At 66.6% G+C, this 17,846-nt stretch carries 14 protein-coding genes and 1 pseudogene; 7 read left to right on the top strand and 8 right to left on the bottom strand.

Annotated features, from left to right (window positions below; all coding sequences use genetic code 11):
• The 6 genes from AC5P99_RS12210 to AC5P99_RS12185 form a co-directional block, all read right to left on the bottom strand.
• Positions 1-1,398, bottom strand: a complete 1,398-nt coding sequence (locus AC5P99_RS12210; protein WP_049448215.1) for a cytochrome ubiquinol oxidase subunit I — start codon at positions 1,396-1,398, stop codon at positions 1-3.
• A 129-nt stretch (positions 1,399-1,527) separates the two neighbouring features.
• Positions 1,528-2,727 carry an ABC transporter permease gene (locus AC5P99_RS12205; RefSeq protein ID WP_049448213.1) on the bottom strand — a complete coding sequence of 400 codons (1,200 nt, stop codon included), beginning with the start codon at positions 2,725-2,727 and terminating at the stop codon, positions 1,528-1,530.
• A 1-nt stretch (position 2,728) separates the two neighbouring features.
• Positions 2,729-4,024, bottom strand: coding sequence for an ABC transporter permease (locus AC5P99_RS12200; RefSeq protein WP_237398807.1), 1,296 nt, complete (start codon positions 4,022-4,024; stop codon positions 2,729-2,731).
• Between the two features lie 321 nt (positions 4,025-4,345).
• A complete protein-coding gene (locus AC5P99_RS12195; RefSeq protein ID WP_049448210.1) occupies positions 4,346-4,561 on the bottom strand; it encodes a hypothetical protein in 216 nt (71 codons plus the stop codon).
• Positions 4,558-5,211: an RNA polymerase sigma factor gene (locus tag AC5P99_RS12190; protein ID WP_049448208.1), complete on the bottom strand. Its 654-nt coding sequence runs from the start codon at positions 5,209-5,211 to the stop codon at positions 4,558-4,560. Before AC5P99_RS12190 ends, AC5P99_RS12195 begins: the two co-directional genes overlap by 4 nt.
• Before the next feature lie 37 nt (positions 5,212-5,248).
• Positions 5,249-5,578, bottom strand: coding sequence for a hypothetical protein (locus AC5P99_RS12185; protein WP_043034435.1), 330 nt, complete (start codon positions 5,576-5,578; stop codon positions 5,249-5,251).
• 168 nt (positions 5,579-5,746) lie between these two features.
• On the opposite strand from AC5P99_RS12185, the gene AC5P99_RS12180 reads away from it, so the two are divergent.
• The 7 genes and pseudogenes from AC5P99_RS12180 (at position 5,747) to AC5P99_RS12150 (ending at position 14,153) form a co-directional block, all read left to right on the top strand.
• On the top strand, positions 5,747-8,119 hold the full coding sequence (locus AC5P99_RS12180) for a S9 family peptidase (RefSeq protein ID WP_495213196.1): 2,373 nt from the start codon (positions 5,747-5,749) through the stop codon (positions 8,117-8,119).
• Complete coding sequence (locus AC5P99_RS12175) at positions 8,116-8,535, top strand: NUDIX hydrolase (protein ID WP_005411620.1); 420 nt, start codon at positions 8,116-8,118, stop codon at positions 8,533-8,535. Before AC5P99_RS12180 ends, AC5P99_RS12175 begins: the two co-directional genes overlap by 4 nt.
• A gap of 30 nt (positions 8,536-8,565) precedes the next feature.
• Positions 8,566-9,126 (top strand): hypothetical protein, encoded by a 561-nt coding sequence (locus tag AC5P99_RS12170; protein WP_049448203.1) that lies wholly within the window; start codon positions 8,566-8,568, stop codon positions 9,124-9,126.
• Between the two features lie 34 nt (positions 9,127-9,160).
• Positions 9,161-10,292: pseudogene (locus tag AC5P99_RS12165) on the top strand (hypothetical protein).
• 37 nt (positions 10,293-10,329) lie between these two features.
• Positions 10,330-11,943, top strand: coding sequence for a hypothetical protein (locus tag AC5P99_RS12160; RefSeq protein ID WP_495213195.1), 1,614 nt, complete (start codon positions 10,330-10,332; stop codon positions 11,941-11,943).
• A gap of 54 nt (positions 11,944-11,997) precedes the next feature.
• Positions 11,998-12,894 (top strand): oxygen-dependent coproporphyrinogen oxidase, encoded by an 897-nt coding sequence (gene hemF, locus AC5P99_RS12155; RefSeq protein ID WP_495213194.1) that lies wholly within the window; start codon positions 11,998-12,000, stop codon positions 12,892-12,894.
• Positions 12,895-12,989: 95 nt separating this feature from the next.
• On the top strand, positions 12,990-14,153 hold the full coding sequence (locus AC5P99_RS12150) for a hypothetical protein (RefSeq protein ID WP_495213193.1): 1,164 nt from the start codon (positions 12,990-12,992) through the stop codon (positions 14,151-14,153).
• Positions 14,154-14,195: 42 nt separating this feature from the next.
• Here AC5P99_RS12150 and AC5P99_RS12145 read toward each other — a convergent pair whose 3' ends face one another.
• Positions 14,196-14,675, bottom strand: a complete 480-nt coding sequence (locus AC5P99_RS12145) for a DUF421 domain-containing protein (protein WP_024957711.1) — start codon at positions 14,673-14,675, stop codon at positions 14,196-14,198.
• 340 nt (positions 14,676-15,015) lie between these two features.
• Entirely contained in the window at positions 15,016-17,790 is a 2,775-nt protein-coding gene (polA, locus tag AC5P99_RS12140) for a DNA polymerase I (RefSeq protein WP_164221840.1), read from the bottom strand.
• Positions 17,791-17,846: the final 56 nt, after the last annotated feature.

Below are 17,846 nucleotides of genomic sequence, written 5' to 3'. Positions count from 1 at the left end.
TCAGCGCTCCTCCAGCGGTTCGTCGGCCGCCGACAGCGGGCGTGCCGGGGTGTGGCTGCCGTGGTCCAGCGACGGTCCATCATCATGTGGCCGCGGTCCGTGGCGCAGGATCTTCACCAGGTACCAGATGCCCCAGCCGAACACGAAGGCGTAGCCAACGACGTAGACCGCCAGCGACAGCGCGGTCATCCACGCACTCTGCGGGCCGACCGCATCAGCAGTGCGCAGCACGCCATACACCACCCACGGCTGGCGGCCCATCTCGGTGACGAACCAACCCGACAGCAGCGCGATGAAGCCGCTGGGCAGCATCCAGTTCCAGCCGCGCAGCAGCCACGGCGAATCCAGCAGCTTCTTCCGCCACAACTGGAACGCCGACACCCAGGCCAGCAGCAGCATCAGCGTGCCCAAACCGACCATGATGCGGAAGGCGAAGAACACCGGCGTCACCGGCGGCCGCTCGTTGGACGGTACCGAGGTGAGCGGGTCGAAGGTACCGTCCAGGCTGTGGGTGAGGATCACGCTGCCCAGCTTCGGGATGGCAACTTCGAAATCATTGCGCTCTTCCTTCTCGTTCGGCAGCGCGAACACCACCAGCGGTACGCCCTCGCCCTCCTTGGTTTCATGCCAGTGCGCTTCCATCGCCGCGATCTTCATCGGCTGGTGCTTGAGCGTGTTCAGGCCATGCATGTCGCCGACGAAAATCTGCACCGGCACGGTCAGTGCCGCGAACGCCACCGCTGCGATCAGCATGCGCCGGCCCGCTTCCACGTGCGTGCCCTTGCGCAGGTACCACGCGCCCACGCCACCGATCACGAAACAGGTGGTGATGAACGAACCCAGCGCCATGTGCGCCAGCCGGTACGGGAACGAGGGATTGAACACCACCTGCCACCAGTCCACCGGATGCACCACGCCGTTGACCATCTCGTAGCCGGCCGGCGTATGCAGCCAGCTGTTGGACGACAGGATCCAGAACGTGGAGAACAGCGTGCCCAGCGCCACCATGCAGGTGGACAGGAAATGCAGGCGCGGCGAGACGCGGCCCCAGCCGAACATCATCACGCCGAGGAAGCTGGCTTCCAGGAAGAACGCGGTCAGCACTTCATAGGTCAGCAGCGGGCCGATGACCGTGCCGGCCACCTCGCTCAGCCGTGGCCAGTTGGTTCCGAACTGGAAGGCCATGACGATGCCGCTGACCACGCCCATGCCGAACGACACCGCGAAGATCTTCTGCCAGAAGAAATACAGCTCGCGCCACACGGGCAACTTCGTGCGCAGCCAGCGCCATTCGATGAAGGCCAGCCAGCTGGCCGTGCCAATGGTGAAGGCGGGGAACAGCACATGGAAACTGATGACGAATCCGAACTGGATCCGGGACAACAACAACGCGTCCAAGGGACGCCTCCTGCCTGTGACCGGTGGGATACCGGACCACTTTAGGAGGATTTCGTTAAGACGGGATGCGACCGGGTGACGCGCTGCTTCACTTTGTCGCAGGTGAAGCTGGGTGACAGGATGAATGGGCTACAGGGGCTCCAGCAGGGTCAAGGGCGGCTCCTTGGCGATTCTCAGGGCCCGGGGTACCAGTGCAGTCAAGCAGGCCGCCATCACCAGCACAACAGCGCTCGATATCGAGAACCACGGTGAACCGGTGATGCCGTCCTGCGGCGACCCTACCCACTGCAACGACAACGCGCCGAGCAGGGTGCCCAGCGTGGTGAACAGTGAAACCTCGAACATGATTTCGGCAAAGATCACGGATCCGCGAGCACCCAATGTCCGTCTAACCCCAATGGAGTGCCGGCGCTGATCAAGCCACGCGCCCACAACTCCAGAAACGCCGGCCATCAGCACACCGAGAACAACGGCGGTCATGACCGCGAGCACGGTCGTAGCGAAGCGATCAGCTTTGACGTAGGCGTCGCGATAACCCGCCAGCGTCTCGACACCGGCTGGATGCATGATCCGATAAGGCCGCTGCAGCGCATCGGCGGTGCGATCAAGCGATGAACGATCAACCTCCGACTTCCACTTCGCCAGATAATAGCGACTGGCGCCCATGGGAAGGCCCGGGAGCAGCACCCACTGCGAGTCCCGCTCATTGCCGCCTGGCGCCGGTCCAGCAACAGACGCAAATACGCCCACGATGACCCGGCTGCTGCCGGGGCCGAAATACAGGTGGCGGCCAACAGCATTCCCCGTTCCGAACAGATGGGCAGCCAGCGATTCACTGATCAGCACCACCGGAGCGCCTTCAACCATGTCCTCCTCCATGGCATCGCGCCCCAGGACGATTCCCGCGCCCAGCATCGCCAGCAAGCCAGAGCTTGCAGTTACAACGGGAACGCGATCACATCCAGCAACGTCTGCCGTGCCCGCGTTCATCGAATGCACCATGGCCGACTCACTGGTGCATACGCCGTATCGATGGGCTCTTCCCCCGAACGGAACAGCGTCGCTCACAACCGTGTTCTGAACACCGGGCAGCCGGATCGCGGACAGGTCTGCCCGCAGCACTGCCGCATCCGCGCCGTCTTCGACATCAGAGACTCTGACCACACCAATCGATGCTGCCTCCCGGATGCTCCCGGCGTTCAATCTGGCGAAGCTGTCCAGCGCAGATTGCAGTGCGAACGCACATGCCAGGCTTGCAAGCGCTGCCTGCACTGCAAGCAGTGCGGCGCTTCCCAAATGTCGTCGGGTCTCCCTCATCGAGTCGAACATTTCAGGCAGCCCCCTTCGCGAAGGCACTCGACAGGGAGCTGACCCTGCAGATTTCAAACGACGGGACCAATGAACAGAGCAACGTCGTGACGACTCCCAGGCCAGCGGCCATCAGCATTGCCCCAGCATGCATCGCCGTTATCGCGCTGGGCAGAACGTCTCCCGCAGCAACCACCCGGATTCCCAGCGTGTAGGTGACGACAGCGAGCACACTGCTTGCGGCTCCCGCCGCGATGGATTCCCACATGAGCTGGATGAACACGTCCCGACGTCGCGCTCCCAGTGCACGTCGTATCGCGAGCTCCCGCCGACGGCGCCCCAGACTGAAGCTCAGCAGCGCCGCCGCGTTGACGATGCACACACCGAGAAGGATCAGTGACAGCCGAAGCTGCATCCTGGCCCGCTCCGGAACCAATCCCAGCCTATCCAGCCACTCCATCAACGGCCAAAGTGCCACCTGCTGGGTGCCTGGTTCGATCCGAAGGCCCTTTGCCTGTGCATAGGCATCCAGATTCGCCCGGTAGGCGGCGACATCGTCCGCGGTGGGCAGCCACGCCCACAATTGGAGCCATGACACGTTGGCTCCTGCAGGGTCCGTGTCCTGGTCACCCCCCCAGATCGCCGTCCCATCCACAACAGTCAGCCTGTCCGCGATTGCGGTCTCAACCGGCAGGTAGATCTCGTCAGGTTCCACAAACGGCCGGCGTGTGAGATCTCCCTGAAACATCGGCACCGGATGCCAATCCTCCGCGACACCCACAACAGTGTAGGTGCGCCTGCCCAGTTCCAACCGATGACCAACACAGTCCTGCGCACACTCGCGCTCACCAAGCGCACGCGACAGGACCACTATACGACTCGCAGCATGCCCCTCCTCGGCGGTCCATGCGCGCCCTTCAACAACAGCAATGCCAAGAACACTGAACACTTCGGACGTTGCGAACCTCGCACGCAGCCTTGCGCTGGAGGCTCCCGGCCGGGAGAGCGTCACCGCCCCGCCCGCCATGGCGGCCTGCTTCCACGACCTCCCCTGGCCCAGAAGCGCCTTCGCATCCGGCCAGGTCAGTGCCTGTCCCGGATCCGAGGAACCACTGCGCAGAGCATCTGGACGCGCGTCAAGGTACGGGCGGAACAACGCGGAGCTCCGGCCTGGCGCGGGATCCGACGATGCCTGGAGAACAATGGAGAGCATCACGGTCGTGATCCCCACCCCCGCACCCAGCATGAGAGCGATTGCCAGATGAGTCCCGATTCGTTGCTTGAATCGGGCAAGCGAAAGCTGGATGTAGTAGAGCATCATCCAATTGCATCCGGCGTTGGATTACTGGCGCACCTGTCCATGTGATTCTCACTCCATACCCGTGGAAGCTGATGGTTGAGAGTCTCTGATTGTGAAACTCCGACTCAAGCGGAGGCATGGAGTTTGCAACTTTCCTCAGGAAACACACGTAGCTCGCGGACCCTGGATAGAGCGACTGCCACTGATGACGAGGCCGACGTGACGGAGTCTGACGGGAAAGGCCAACTGCCGACGTGGAGACAACGCCCGACGCTTGGATATCTGATCGGAAGTTGGAGGAAGAAGCGTCCCAAAGCAGTTGCGGGCGTCAATGTTCTTCTAGACCCAGATGTACCAGGCCGCTGCAGCCAGCAGCGCGCCAAACAACAGCACCTGCACCACCACATAGCCCACGCCACTGTCGCGCGACTCAGCGGCAATGCGCTTCTGCAGCGCCTCACTCACATCCGGCGTTTCTTCCCGCTGCACCTGCTCACGCAACGCCTGCGCCAGCGCGCGCTCTTCCGCATCGCGAGGGTCGGTCGGTCGGTTCACAGCAGTTCTCCGGCGGCGGCACGCCGCGTCAGTTCCTGCTTCAGGACCTGGCGCGCACGGTGAAGGTGGCTCTTGATGGTACCGCGCGCCAGCCCGGTCACCTGCTCGATTTCGGCCAGATCGAAATCCTCCAGGTAGTGCAGGCCGACGATCAGGCGCTGCGGCGCGCTCAGCCGTTCCAGTGCCACGCCGAGCTGGCGCCCGGCCTGCAGCGCCTCGCTCAACTCGGCGGGCCCGGGGCCTTCATCGCCGATCCCCAGTTCCTCCGGCACCTCCACCGCCACCACCCATTGCGCCTCCAGCCGCCGCCGGCGCAGGTGCTGCAGTGCAGTGGTGTAGGCCACCCGCGAAACCCAGGTACGCAACGAAGATTCAAAGCGGAACCGGTGCAGCTGGCGGAACACGGCCAGGAAGGTTTCCTGCAGCAGGTCAGCCACCTGGTCGCGGTCGCCCACCATGCGTCCGATCACATGCGCGCAGGTGCGCTGGTGGGCTTCAACCAGCTGCGCGAAGGCCGACTGCGAGCCATCGATGATGGCTCGCACCAGGGCCTGGTCCGCGTCCAGCGGTGCGGCGGGTGCCGCCGTCGCCGCTGCATCGTGACGGCGACGGCCCCGCAGTGCCGACAATGCTTCGCCGAACAGGCTCATCTACGGGGCGCCCCCTGTGCCCGTGGCATGTTCCAGCTCAGCCCTTGCGGACGGCGGGACGGGTGAAGTGCCAGGCCAGCAGCTGGCCGAGGCCGGCGCTGCCGACCAGTGCGGCGGCGGCGCCGAAGGTCAGGTCACGGGCACCCATCGCTTCCAGCAGGGCCATGGCCAGCGCCAGGCAGACCAGGCTGATGCCCCAGCGCAGCGCGCCCTGGCGGCGGCGCTCTTCTTCCAGCACGGCCAGCGAGCGGATCACTTCCTCGGGCACGTGCGGGGCCACCAGCTTGCTACGCGCGCGGGCATCGGCAATGGCGTGGATCGCGTAGGCGATGCAGATGAAGAGGGTGATCGGGATCAGTTCCTGCATGGTCGGGCTCCTGTTCGGTGGATGATGCGGGTTCAGGAGAATGGATGCGCGAGGCCGGCCAGCGGTTGCACTACTTTGCCAATCCCGCTGCCATGACCTGTGGCCCCTGCCCCCGGCCCGTGCGGCTGCTACGCTTGACCGGTTTTCCTCTACTGGTGCCGTCCGCCCATGTCCCGAGTGCTGCCCCTGTCCATCCTGCTGTCGGCCGTGCTGGCCGCACCGGCCGCGCATGCCGCGCCGACGCCGATCACCATCGAACAGGCCATGGCCGACCCGGACTGGATCGGCCCGCCGGTCGAGAAGGCCTGGTGGTCGTGGAACAGCCAGCAGGTGGAGTACCAGCTCAAGCGCAACGGCAGCCCGGTGCGCGATACCTTCCGCCAGCCGGTGGCCGGTGGCGTGGCCGCGCAGGTGGCCGATGACCAGCGCGGCACCCTGGACGTGGCCGAGCCGGTCTACGACCGCAGCCGCAGCCGCAGCGCCTTCGTGCGCAATGGCGACGTGTTCGTGCGCGACCTGCGCAGCGGCGCGCTGACGCAGCTGACCCGCAGCAACGAGCGCGCGGGCAACGTGAACTTCGCCGCCGACAATGGCGTGATCTGGCGCGTCGGCCAGAACTGGTTCCACTGGACCGCCGCCAGCGGCGTGCAGCAGGTGGCCAGCCTGAAGGCCGAAAAGGACCCGCGTACGCCGCCGAAGGCCGACGTGCTGCGCGACCAGCAGCTGCGCACGCTGGAAACCCTTCGCCGCGACCGTGACCAGCGCGAAGCACTGAAGGACCAGGACCAGCGCTGGCGCCAGGCTGACCCGACCCGCGCGCCGGGCCCGGTGTACCTGGGCGCCGACGTGGAGATCGCCGACAGCGTGCTGTCGCCTGACCTGACCCACCTGGTCGTGGTGACCAAGCCGAAGGACTTCGATGACGGCCGTGGCGGCAAGATGCCGCTGTACGTGACCGAGTCGGGCTACGAGGAAACCGAGGACACCCGCACCCGCGTCGGCCGTAACGGCTTCGAGCCGCACACGCTGTGGTACGTGGACGTGCGCACCGGCAAGGCCGAGAAGGTTTCGCTGGCCGGCCTGCCGGGCATCAGCACCGATCCGCTGGCCGAGCTGCGCCGCAAGGCCGGCAAGGACGCGCTGAAGGGCGAGCGCAGCCTGCAGGTGATGAGCGACTTCATGGGCGGTGGCATCCGCTGGAGCCCCGATGGCCAGCAGGCCGCGGTGATGCTGCGTGCCAACGACAACAAGGACCGCTGGATCGTCAGCATCAACGCCGCCGACGGCCGCGTGCAGAACCGCCATCGCCTGACCGACAACGCCTGGATCAACTGGGGCTTCAATGATTTCGGCTGGATGGCCGATGGCCGCACGCTGTGGCTGCTGTCGGAGGAATCGGGCTTCTCGCACCTGTATACCCAGTCCGGTACGGCCAAGCCGCAGGCGCTGACCAGCGGCAAGTGGGAAACCTCGGCGCCGGTGCCCTCGGCCGATGGCAAGGGTTTCTACTTCCTGTGCAACCAGCAGGCGCCGCATGACTACGAAGTCTGCGCGGTCGACACCGGCAGCCGCCAGGTGCGCGAGCTGACCAGCCTCAACGGCGTGGAAGACTTCTCGCTGTCGCCGGACGGCCAGCAGCTGCTGGTGCGCTACTCCGGCGCCTACCTGCCGGCGCAGCTGGCCGTGGTATCGAGCACCGGCGCAGGCCAGGCCCGCGTGCTGACCGACACCCGCACTGCCGAGTTCAAGGCGCGCCAGTGGATCCAGCCGAAGCTGGTGGCGGTGCCGTCCAAGCATGGCGCCGGCGTGGTCTGGGCCAAGTACTACGAGCCCGAAAACAAGGAACCGGGGAAGAAGTACCCGATCGTGATGTTCGTGCACGGCGCCGGCTACCTGCAGAACGTGCACCAGCGCTACCCGGCCTACTTCCGCGAGCAGATGTTCCACAACCTGCTGGTGCAGAAGGGCTACATCGTGCTGGACATGGATTACCGCGGCAGCGAGGGCTACGGCCGCGACTGGCGTACGGCGATCTATCGCAACATGGGCCACCCGGAACTGGAAGACTACAAGGACGGCCTGGACTGGCTGGTCGACACCCAGCAGGGTGACCGCGACCATGCCGGCATCTACGGTGGTTCCTACGGCGGCTTCATGACCTTCATGGCCCTGTTCCGCTCGCCGGGCACGTTCAAGGCCGGCGCCGCGCTGCGCCCGGTGGTGGACTGGCACCAGTACAACCACGGCTATACCAGCAACATCCTCAATACCCCGGACATCGATCCGGAGGCGTACCGCGTGTCCTCGCCGATCGAATACGCGCAGAACCTGCAGGACAACCTGCTGATCGCCCACGGCATGATGGATGACAACGTGTTCTTCCAGGACTCGGTGAACCTGACCCAGCGCCTGATCGAACTGCACAAGGACAACTGGTCGATCGCACCGTACCCGCTGGAGCGCCACGGCTATGTGCGCGCCGATTCCTGGCTGGACCAGTACAAGCGCATCCTCAAGCTGTTCGAGCAGAACCTGAAGTGAGCAACGCCGCGGCCACGATCCACATCGTGGCCGCGGTCATCCTGGATGACCGCGGCCGGGCGCTGGTGGTACGCAAGCACGGCGCCAGCCGCTTCATCCAACCGGGCGGCAAGCCCGAACCCGGCGAAGCGCCGCTGCAGGCGCTGGCCCGCGAACTGGACGAAGAACTCGGTGTGCAGCTGTGCGCCGAAACCGCCATCGCGCTGGGCACCTTTGAGGATTGGGCGGTGAACGAACCCGGCCATCGCGTGCAGGCACAGGCCTGGTGGGTGCGGGTGGACGGCACGCCACAGGCATGTGCCGAGATCGCCGAACTGGCCTGGGTGCCACTGCAGCCGCCGCATGGCCAGCCCTTGGCACCGTTGAGCGAACACCATATCCTGCCGGCCGTCGCCACCCGGGTGACGGCCCGCTGATCGCGCGGGCACCGATTGCAAGGACACCGGATGTCAATGTCGATCCCGCCGATTCCCTCGCTGGTCCAGCCGACCTATCACGCCTGGGTGCGCCCGATCGCACACGCTTCGTTCTGGCTGTCGCTGCTGCTCACGGTGTACTTCGTGATGCAGGGGCTGCTGCTGTGGCCGCTGCACAACCTTCCGATCTGGCATCTGGTTGAGAGGGAAGTACAAGACCAGCACCTGCACAGCCTGATCTGGCTTTTGGCGCATCCGGTGGCCGCGTCGATGATTGCCGCGCTGCTGTGCCTGGCCTCGACGCTGGCCAGCTGGGGCCTGCTGCGCGAGCGCAGCTGGGGCCTGTGGAGCTTTGTGGTGATCCTGCTGCTGAGCGCGTTGGCCAACTTTGCGATCGCCGGCTGGTTGGACGTGTTCATGCGTGATGTCATCCCGTTTCTCTCCGACGACGCCGTCCTGCAGCAGGAACTCCATCTGAAACGCTGGTTGATCACGCTGACCGTGGTGGCCATGTCATTGGTGCTCCTCGGCCTGCAGGGCTGGCTGGCCTGGCGCCTGTTGCGGCCGGACATCCGCTCGCGCTTCCACTGAGCCACCCCCTTTCCCGCACGACAAGGACCGTCGCTTGCGCTTTTCGACCCTTCTCCCCGCATTGCTGCTGTTGACTGCGCTGCCTGCCGGCGCCGATGCGCTGCAATGTGGCGAATACCGCAGCGCCGATGGCGGCATGGCGCTGGTGTTCACCACTCCCGGCAGCGGCTACCACCACGATGAGGGCAGCGAGCCACAGCCGCTGTGGGTTGATCGCGGTGCGGCACAGACGCGGTTGGTCATGCTCGACGATGGCGTGGCGCAGCCGATCCGGATCAGCGCCGATGGGCAGCGCATCGAGCACGACGGGGTGGTGCTCTACACCCTGCGCCAGCCCCGCGCCTGCGCCAGCGAGCCCAGCGCGATGGACGGCAGCTGCCGCGCCGCCGGCAGCCACTGCGTTGCACGGCTGCCCACGGCCTCACCCGGCCAGGCCCAGCGTGCGTGCAGCGAAGGCGTTGGCGCGGGCTGCTCGGCGCTGCTCGGCGCTGCTGCGCCAGCTTCGCGATGGAACAACTGCAGTCGGCAGCGATGACACCAGCCCCGCGCGCTTCGAACGCCCGCCCATCTGCCGCGAACACACGCCCGGCCATGACCCGCGGGCCTGCGAGACGCTGACCGGCGATGCGCTGGCCGCCGCCATGCAGAAGGTCGGTGAACGCCTGCAACAGGAAGACGAAAACATGCCGGATTCACCGCTTCCGGCCGCTGCACACGATCGCCTGCAGCAGTTGTGCCTGCAGCACCGCAGTGGCCGCTTCTGCGTCGAACTAGCCGCACAGCAGCTGATCGCGCTGGAGCCCGCATTGGCGGTGCAGGCGCTGCAGGTGGTCTGCGATGCCGGCCGCGCCAGCGCCTGCGAACGCATCGCACCGCTGCGCGGTCCCGGCGCTGACCTGCGCCTCGTCCCGGCCCAGCAGGTGCCCTGCGGCCGCTACCAGGCCGATGGAGGCGTGATCGACAGGCTCGACTTCGGCGATGGCACCCGGGCCCGCCTGCAGAACGGCGCCATCCACCTGCAGCAGAACGGCGAAACCCTTGTGCTGCGCCAGCTCGGCAACGGCGATCTGCTCGGCATGGATGCGCAGACCGCCTACCAGCGTTACCAGTCCGTGCCCGGCACGGCACAATGCACGGCCCCGCGCGAGGGCCGTGGTTCGCCGTAGCGCCTGGAGTTTCCCGTTCGATCGTCAAGGAGACGACATGCATTCACCCGCACCGCGCCAGCGCTGGCTGGCCTGGGCGCTGCTGCTGGCCGCACCGATGGCCGCCGCACAGTCACCGCAATGCGGCCTGTTCAAGGCCGACGAAGGCAGCAGCACGCTGCGCATCAGCTCACCCAACCGTGGCGAGCAGAAGCACTTCGGCAGTGCACCGTCTCCGGTCGCGTTCCAGCAGATCGACGGGAAGCTGCAACTGGTGAACCTGGAGTACGGCCTGCCCAGCCCGCTGCAGGTACGTGATCGTGGCCGCACGGTCGAGGTGGATGGCACGACCTACATCCTGCTGGCCCCCGAACAGTGCGCCGCCGCAGCCACACCGGCTGAAGGCAGCTGCCTGGCCAATGCCGTGGCCTGCCTGGACAACCGTCACGAAGCCACTCCGGCCGCGCTGGAAGCAGGGTGTCGGGAAGGCGTGCCCGGCATGTGCCTGCAACTGGCTGATCGCTGGCGTGATGAAGCCAAGCCTACGGTGAAGGCCGATCCTGTCCAGCAGAAGGCGGCCCTCGACGCCGCCCTGTCCGGCATCAAGCTCCCCGCTGCCTGTGACAACGGTGGCTTCGAACAGGAAACCCCGGCATGTGCCGCCGCGCTCGAGGCCGACCCCGCAGCGCAGGCGCAGCTGGTCAAGGCCGCGATGACGGCAGCCATGACCGAAGCCATGGTGACGATGACGGCGCCGACCGTGCCGGTGATCATTCCGGCTGAGCGGCGGCAACAGTTGTTGCGGCTGTGCCGCGAGGTAGCGCATGGCGGCTTCTGCGAGCGGGTGGCCGAACTGTCCTGGGACGCGGGAGATCCCCTGCTGGCGGTGCAGGCGCTGGCTGCGGCCTGCACACCGGGCAACGACACCGCCACCTGCGAGCATCTGCCGGCGTTGCAGGCGCTGGGCGCATCATTGCAACCGCAACCGGCAACGGCCCTGCCCTGCGGCAACTACCGGGCCGATGGCGGTCTGATGGACACGCTGGACTTCGGTGACAACGGCCTGGTCGGCGTTGGCTGGAACAGTCATCTCCGCGCCCGCGTCGAAGAGGGCGACATCCGCATCCGCCACGACAGGGGCGGCGACTTCGTGCTGCGTCCGCTGCCTGGCGGCCAACTGCTGGGCCTGGATACCTGGACCCGCTTCCAGGTGTTCACCTCCACTGGAGATGGCCCGGGCCGCTGCAGTGCACCAAAGCAGTACACCGTGCTGCCGCTGCCCCAGGATTGCCCGCAGGCGCTCGCTGCCGGCGGGGCGGAAGCCTGCTGCGCGCAGGGCAGGCTGCAGGGCTGCAACATACTCGGCAACCGCCTTGCGCTGTCCGGGCACTGGCTGCAGGCCGCCGAGCACTACACCACGGTCTGCCGAGCCGGCGTCCGCGAGGGCTGCGAGAACCTGGTCACGGCCCAGGGCAACGATGCCGAGGTGGATGCACATGCACTGCTGGACCGGCTGTGCAAGGCCGACCGCAGTGGCCTGCACGTGGCCTGCGACGTGCTCGGCACCCAGAACTGGGAACTGATCGATCTGGGCCGCGCGCTGCAGAAGGCGGCCGATGACGCGGCATCAGACGACACCCCGCCGCCACGCCATTCCAACCGCAAGCGCTGAGCCGGCCAGGGCCTGTCCGCAGCTTCGGGCGGGCCCTGCGGTAAAGTACGCGCCATGAACGAATTCGAGCGCGTGCGCGCCTACCTCACCGACCTGCAGGACCGCATCTGTGCGGCGATCGAGGCCGTCGATGGCCGGGCCCGCTTCCAGGAAGACCTGTGGCAGCGTGCCGAGGGCGGCGGTGGGCGCACCCGCGTGCTGCGCGACGGCGCGGTGTTCGAGCAGGCCGGTATCGGCTTTTCCGATGTGTCCGGCAGCCGCCTGCCGCCGTCGGCCTCGGCCAACCGCCCGGAACTGGCCGGCGCCTCCTGGCGCGCCACCGGCGTGTCGCTGGTGTTCCACCCGCTCAACCCCTACGTGCCGACCACCCATGCCAACGTGCGCTTCTTCCAGGCACAGCGCGACGGTGAAGTGGTGGCCAGCTGGTTCGGCGGCGGCTTCGACCTGACCCCGTTCTATCCGTTCGACGAGGACGTGCAGCATTGGCACAAGGTGGCACGCGATCTGTGTGCGCCGTTCGGCGACGAACGCTATGCCGCGCACAAGCGCTGGTGTGATGAGTACTTCTTCCTGCGCCACCGCAGTGAAACGCGCGGCGTCGGCGGGCTGTTCTTCGACGACCTGCACGGCGACTTCGAGCGCGACTTCGCTTATCTGCGTGCGGTCGGCGATGGTTTCCTCGACGCCTACCTGCCGATCGTGCAGCAGCGCAAGGACGCCATCTATGGCGAGCGCGAGCGCGAGTTCCAGCTGTACCGCCGCGGCCGCTACGTGGAGTTCAACCTGGTCTACGACCGCGGCACGCTGTTCGGCCTGCAGAGCGGCGGCCGCAGCGAGAGCATCCTGATGAGCCTGCCGCCGCGGGTGCGCTGGGAGTACGGCTTCGCCCCGGAAGCGGGCAGCGCCGAGGCGCGCCTGGCCGACTACCTGGTGCCACGCGACTGGCTGTGATCTTCCGGCGCCACGCCTGACGCGTGGCGCCTTCTCGCGCCTGTGGTGCGCCCTGCACCGGACAGTCCCTGCTCACTTCCTTCAAGGATGACCCCATGCCCGCCGCTGTTTCCCCCCGCCCCCGCGCTGCGGGCTGGCGCTCCCTGCTGTTGCTTGCATTGGCCTCGGCCAGCCTGCCGGCCGCCGCGCAGTCGATGGCCTGCGGCACCTACAAGGACAGCAGCGGCAACACCACGCTGACCCTGGAGAGCGAAGGCCACGGCTTCCTGTCCGGCCCCTACCAGGCCACCGAGGAGCTGCGCATCGCCCGCCAGGAAGACGTGCTCGGTACCGGCAACCTGTCCACGGGCCAGCTGGAAAACTGGTACTTCTCGGACAACGACCGCACGATCAGCACGCCCTATCGCGAGTTCACCCGTGAGCACGCCGCCGCCTGCAAGACGATGCCGCAGCCCGTCGAGGGCGGTTGCGTGATGAACACCTCCGAGTGCCTGGAGGCGCTGCCAGAGGCCGCACCTGTGAAACTGCACGCCTGGTGCGCCCAGGGCGTGGGCGCAGCCTGCATGCGCCTGCTGGAGACCTACCAGCAGCAGGCCAAGGACGCAGCGCCCAGAAAGGAAGAACCGCCGATTCCCGAGATCTGCAGGGAGGAGCTGCCCTCGTTCGACGCCGAGGGTTGCATGACGGCAGCCAAGGAGATTGCCTCGGAAATGATGGGCAAGGCCCTGCTCGGCCTGCAGCATTCCGTGGATGCGCCTCTGCCACCTGCACAGCTTGATGAACTGATCGACCTTTGCCGCGTGCAACAGGGCGAAACGTTCTGCGCCGACACCGCCGAAACCTTGTGGAGCAGTGGCCGCCTGCAGGAGGCCCGCGATGCGCTGCAGCGATCCTGTGCACAGCGCGCGGACGCCCCGGCCTGCGGTCCGGCCAAAGACCTTGCCGTTCTCGCCAGCGCCCCCGCGGCAGCGCTCACGCCGGTGCCGGCCGCCGCACTGCCCTGTGGCAGCTTTGAAGCCGAGCGCAGCGCGCTGTCGCAGCTGCGTTTCCTCGAGGGTGGTGTGGTTGAGGCCGGTGGTCGCGAACAGCCACTGCGGGCAAGCCTGCGCGATGGCCGCATCCTCATACACCGCGATATCGGCAGCGACTTCGTGCTGCAGCTGCTGCAGAACGGCAACCTGGTCGGTATCGACAGCGGCAATCAATTCGCCTATTACGAGCGCAAACCGGCGGCCGGCAATACCCGCTGCACACCGTGAATGATGCCCTGTAGCGCCGAGCCCATGCTCGGTGCTGCACGATCAGGTGCCCTTCCGCGGAAGGATGGTGATGTGCCCGGTCGTCTCCAGCAGGGCGATCTGCACATCCTCGATCCGCAGGCCACCCTGCTGGCGCAACGCAGCATCGAAATCGGCCCGGCTGATCAGTTCGCGGCGGAGAACACCCTCCAAAAGCCGGCCATCGCGCGCGATTACGGTAGGTTCTCCTTCGATCATCCGCTCCATGCGTCGATTCCGGGTGGTCAGCCAGCCCACCCCATAGTTGAGCAGAATGAGGGTCGCGGCCAGCAGCAGGCCGCCGCCCAGCGAGGTATCGGTGCCCAGCAGCGCGTTCTGCACCGCATTGCCCAGCAGCACGATCAACAGCACGTCGAAGGGCGTGATCTGTCCTAGAGCCCGCTTGCCGCCAAGCCGGACCATGCCCAGCACCACGACATAGACCACCACCGCGCGCAGGATGAACTCCCACCAGGGCATTGCCAGTGCAAACAGATCGGGCATGGTCTTCCCCTGTGGAACGGTAGCCCAGCCTAGCACCAAGGATCTGACCCCATCCCTGGTGCTGCGGCGGCACAAATAAAAAGCCCCGCTGACCAGGGGGAGGTCAACGGGGCCGGGGAACGGGCACTTGGGGAGGAGTCCCCGTTCCGAGATCTGCTCCAGGGGATGGGAGAGATCCACAACAGGCGTTGCGCCTGTCGAGAGTTATAGAAGCACTCCGAACACTAACGGTTCGTGAAGGGGCCCAATTTAATGAACCTCGATCAGGACAACATTCATGATCGAGTCAGAAACCTCTGACGAATGAACGAATTCACGTCGTTTTCGGCCTGAAATACCCTCAGTGCGCTTCGTCCCAGTTGTTGCCGACGCCGGTATCGACCACCAGCGGCACCCGCAGTTTGGCCGCTTGCGACATGCGCTCGACCACCTGCAAACGCAAGTCTTCAACGAAACTGCTTTCGGTTTCGAACACCAGTTCATCGTGCACCTGCAGGATCATCCGTGCCGGTGCGCCGCTGTCACGCAGCCACTGGTCCACGTCCACCATCGCGCGTTTGATGATGTCGGCGGCGGTGCCCTGCATCGGCGCGTTGATCGCCGCGCGTTCGGCACCGGCGCGCAGGCCCTGGTTACGTGCATGAATGTCGTTCAGGTACAGGCGACGACCAAACAGGGTTTCCACATAGCCCTGGTCGCGGGCCTGCTGGCGCATCCGCTCCATGAAATCGCGCACGCCCGGGTAGCGGCTGAAGTACAGCGCCACGTAATCCTGCGCCTGGCCGCGGTCGATGCCCAGGTTGCGGGCCAGGCCGAAGGCGCTCATGCCGTACATCAGCCCGAAGTTGATCGCCTTGGCGGCGCGGCGCTCGTTCGGCGTCACCTCCTCCAGCGTGCGCCCGAACACCTCAGCGGCGGTGGCACGGTGCACGTCGGCACCCTGCTCGAAGGCACGCACCAGGCCCGGGTCTTCGGAAAGGTGCGCCATGATCCGCAGCTCGATCTGCGAATAGTCGGCCGCCAGCAGCTGGAAGCCTTCCGGCGCCACGAACGCGCGGCGGATACGGCGGCCATCCTCGGTGCGGATCGGGATGTTCTGCAGGTTCGGGTCCGAGGAGGACAGGCGGCCGGTGGCGGCACCGGACTGGTGGTAGCTGGTATGCACCCGGCCGGTGTCCGGGTTGACCATCTCCGGCAGCTTGTCGGTGTAGGTGCTGCGCAGCTTGGCCAGCCCGCGGTAGTCGAGGATCACCCGCGGCAGCTCATGCTGGTCGGCAATCGCCTCCAGCGCCTCTTCATTGGTGCTGGGCTGGCCCTTCGGGGTCTTCACCACCGCCGGCAGCTTCAGCTCGTCGAACAGCACCGCCTGCAGCTGCTTGGGCGAATCCAGATTGAAGCTGCGCCCGGCCAGCTCGGTGGCCTTCTGCTGCGCGGCCAGCATGCGCGAGGACAGGTCCTGGCTCTGCCGGCGAAGTTCGTCGGTGTCGATCCGCACGCCATTGGCTTCAATGCTGGCCAGCACCGGCACCAGCGGCATCTCGATGTTGCGGTACACGCTGTCCAGCGCCGGCTCGGCCAGCAGCTGCGGCTGCAACGCGTGGTGCAGGCGCAGGGTGATGTCGGCGTCTTCGGCCGCATAGCGGCTGGCTTCGTCGATGCCTACCTGCGAGAACGGGATCTGCTTGGCGCCCTTGCCGGCCACGTCCTCGAACTTGATGGTGCTGTAGCCCAGGTAACGCAGGGCCAGCGAATCCATGTCGTGGCGGGTGGCGGTGGAATTGAGCACGAAGCTCTCGAGCATGGTGTCATCGTGGTAGCCCTGCACCGCCACGCCGTGGCGGCGCAGCACATGCAGGTCGTACTTGCCGTGCTGGCCCAGCTTCTTCTTCGCCGGGTCCTGCAGCGCCGGGCGCAGTGCGTCCAGCACCTGCTGCATCGGCAGCTGGGCCGGCGCACCCGGGTAATCGTGGCCGACCGGAATGTACGCCGCCCTGCCCGGCTCGACGGCCAGGCTGATGCCCACCAGGCGCGCGCGCATCGCGTCCAGCGCGTCGGTCTCGGTATCGAAGCTGATCAGGTCGGCCTGCTGCAGGCGTTCGACCCAGGCGTGCAGCTGCTCGGCGGTCAGCACGGTCTCGTATTCACCCGGCGCGGACAGTGCCGGATCCAGCGTGCCGGCGGCGGGCGCCTCGACGCTGCCTCGCGCGAAGCCGGCCGCAGTGCCGCGCAGGCTCGGGGTCGCCTCGCTGGCGGCCACCGGTGCCGGCACCGGCGCGCCCAGCTCCTTCAGCGCCTGGGTGAAGCCATAGCGCGTATACAGCTCGGTCAGCTCCGGCACATCCTGCTCGCGCAGGGCCAGCGTGGTCGGGCTGGCGTCCAGCTGCACGTCGGTACGGATGGTCACCAGCTCGCGGTTCAGCGGCAGCCGCTCCAGTGCCGCGCGCAGGTTTTCGCCGATCTTGCCCTTCATGGAGGGCGCGGCCGCCATCACCCCATCCAGGTGCTGGTACTCGGCCAGCCACTTGGCAGCGGTCTTCGGCCCGCACTTCTCGACGCCCGGCACGTTGTCGACCGCGTCGCCCATCAGCGCCAGCAGGTCGATGATCTGGTCGGCGCGCACGCCGAATTTCTCCATCACCGCCGCATCCGAATCCATGCGGCTGCCGGTCATGGTGTTGACCAGCTCGATGCCCGGGCGCACCAGCTGGGCGAAGTCCTTGTCGCCGGTGGAAATGGTCACCTTCAGGTCCTGCGCCAGGCCCTGGAGGGCCAGCGTGCCGATCACATCGTCGGCTTCCACGCCGGGGACGCGCAGGATGCTGATGCCCAGCGCCTCGACGATGCGGCACATCGGCTCGACCTGGCTGCGCAGCTCATCGGGCATCGGCGGGCGGTTGGCCTTGTACTGGTCGTACAGGTCGTCACGGAAGGTCTTGCCGGGCGCATCGACCACGAACGCGACGTAGGCCGGGCGTTCCTTCAGCGTCGAACGCAGCATGTTGACCACGCCGAACAGTGCGCCAGTGGGTTCACCCTGTGCATTGGACAGGGGCGGCAGCGCGTGGAACGCGCGGTACAGGTAACTGGACCCGTCGATCAGGACTAATCTGCTCATGGGCCGATTCTACGCGCCCGTGCCTGCACCGCGACGACACGGCACGCACCTGGCGA

The organism is Stenotrophomonas sp. YJH_SMC_80, assembly GCF_059372495.1.
Note: the sequence above shows the minus strand (reverse complement) of the source record. Positions and strands in the feature narration are given on the sequence as shown.

Coding starts and splice junctions, on each gene's coding strand:
- AC5P99_RS12145 (WP_024957711.1), bottom strand. CDS start 14,675: ATGCCCGATCTGTTTGCACTGGCAATGCCCTGGTGGGAGTTCATCCTG.
- AC5P99_RS12150 (WP_495213193.1), top strand. CDS start 12,990: ATGCCCGCCGCTGTTTCCCCCCGCCCCCGCGCTGCGGGCTGGCGCTCC.
- AC5P99_RS12170 (WP_049448203.1), top strand. CDS start 8,566: ATGTCAATGTCGATCCCGCCGATTCCCTCGCTGGTCCAGCCGACCTAT.
- AC5P99_RS12205 (WP_049448213.1), bottom strand. CDS start 2,727: ATGTTCGACTCGATGAGGGAGACCCGACGACATTTGGGAAGCGCCGCA.
- hemF (WP_495213194.1), top strand. CDS start 11,998: ATGAACGAATTCGAGCGCGTGCGCGCCTACCTCACCGACCTGCAGGAC.
- AC5P99_RS12200 (WP_237398807.1), bottom strand. CDS start 4,024: ATGCTCTACTACATCCAGCTTTCGCTTGCCCGATTCAAGCAACGAATC.
- AC5P99_RS12160 (WP_495213195.1), top strand. CDS start 10,330: ATGCATTCACCCGCACCGCGCCAGCGCTGGCTGGCCTGGGCGCTGCTG.
- AC5P99_RS12185 (WP_043034435.1), bottom strand. CDS start 5,578: ATGCAGGAACTGATCCCGATCACCCTCTTCATCTGCATCGCCTACGCG.
- AC5P99_RS12190 (WP_049448208.1), bottom strand. CDS start 5,211: ATGAGCCTGTTCGGCGAAGCATTGTCGGCACTGCGGGGCCGTCGCCGT.
- AC5P99_RS12180 (WP_495213196.1), top strand. CDS start 5,747: ATGTCCCGAGTGCTGCCCCTGTCCATCCTGCTGTCGGCCGTGCTGGCC.
- polA (WP_164221840.1), bottom strand. CDS start 17,790: ATGAGCAGATTAGTCCTGATCGACGGGTCCAGTTACCTGTACCGCGCG.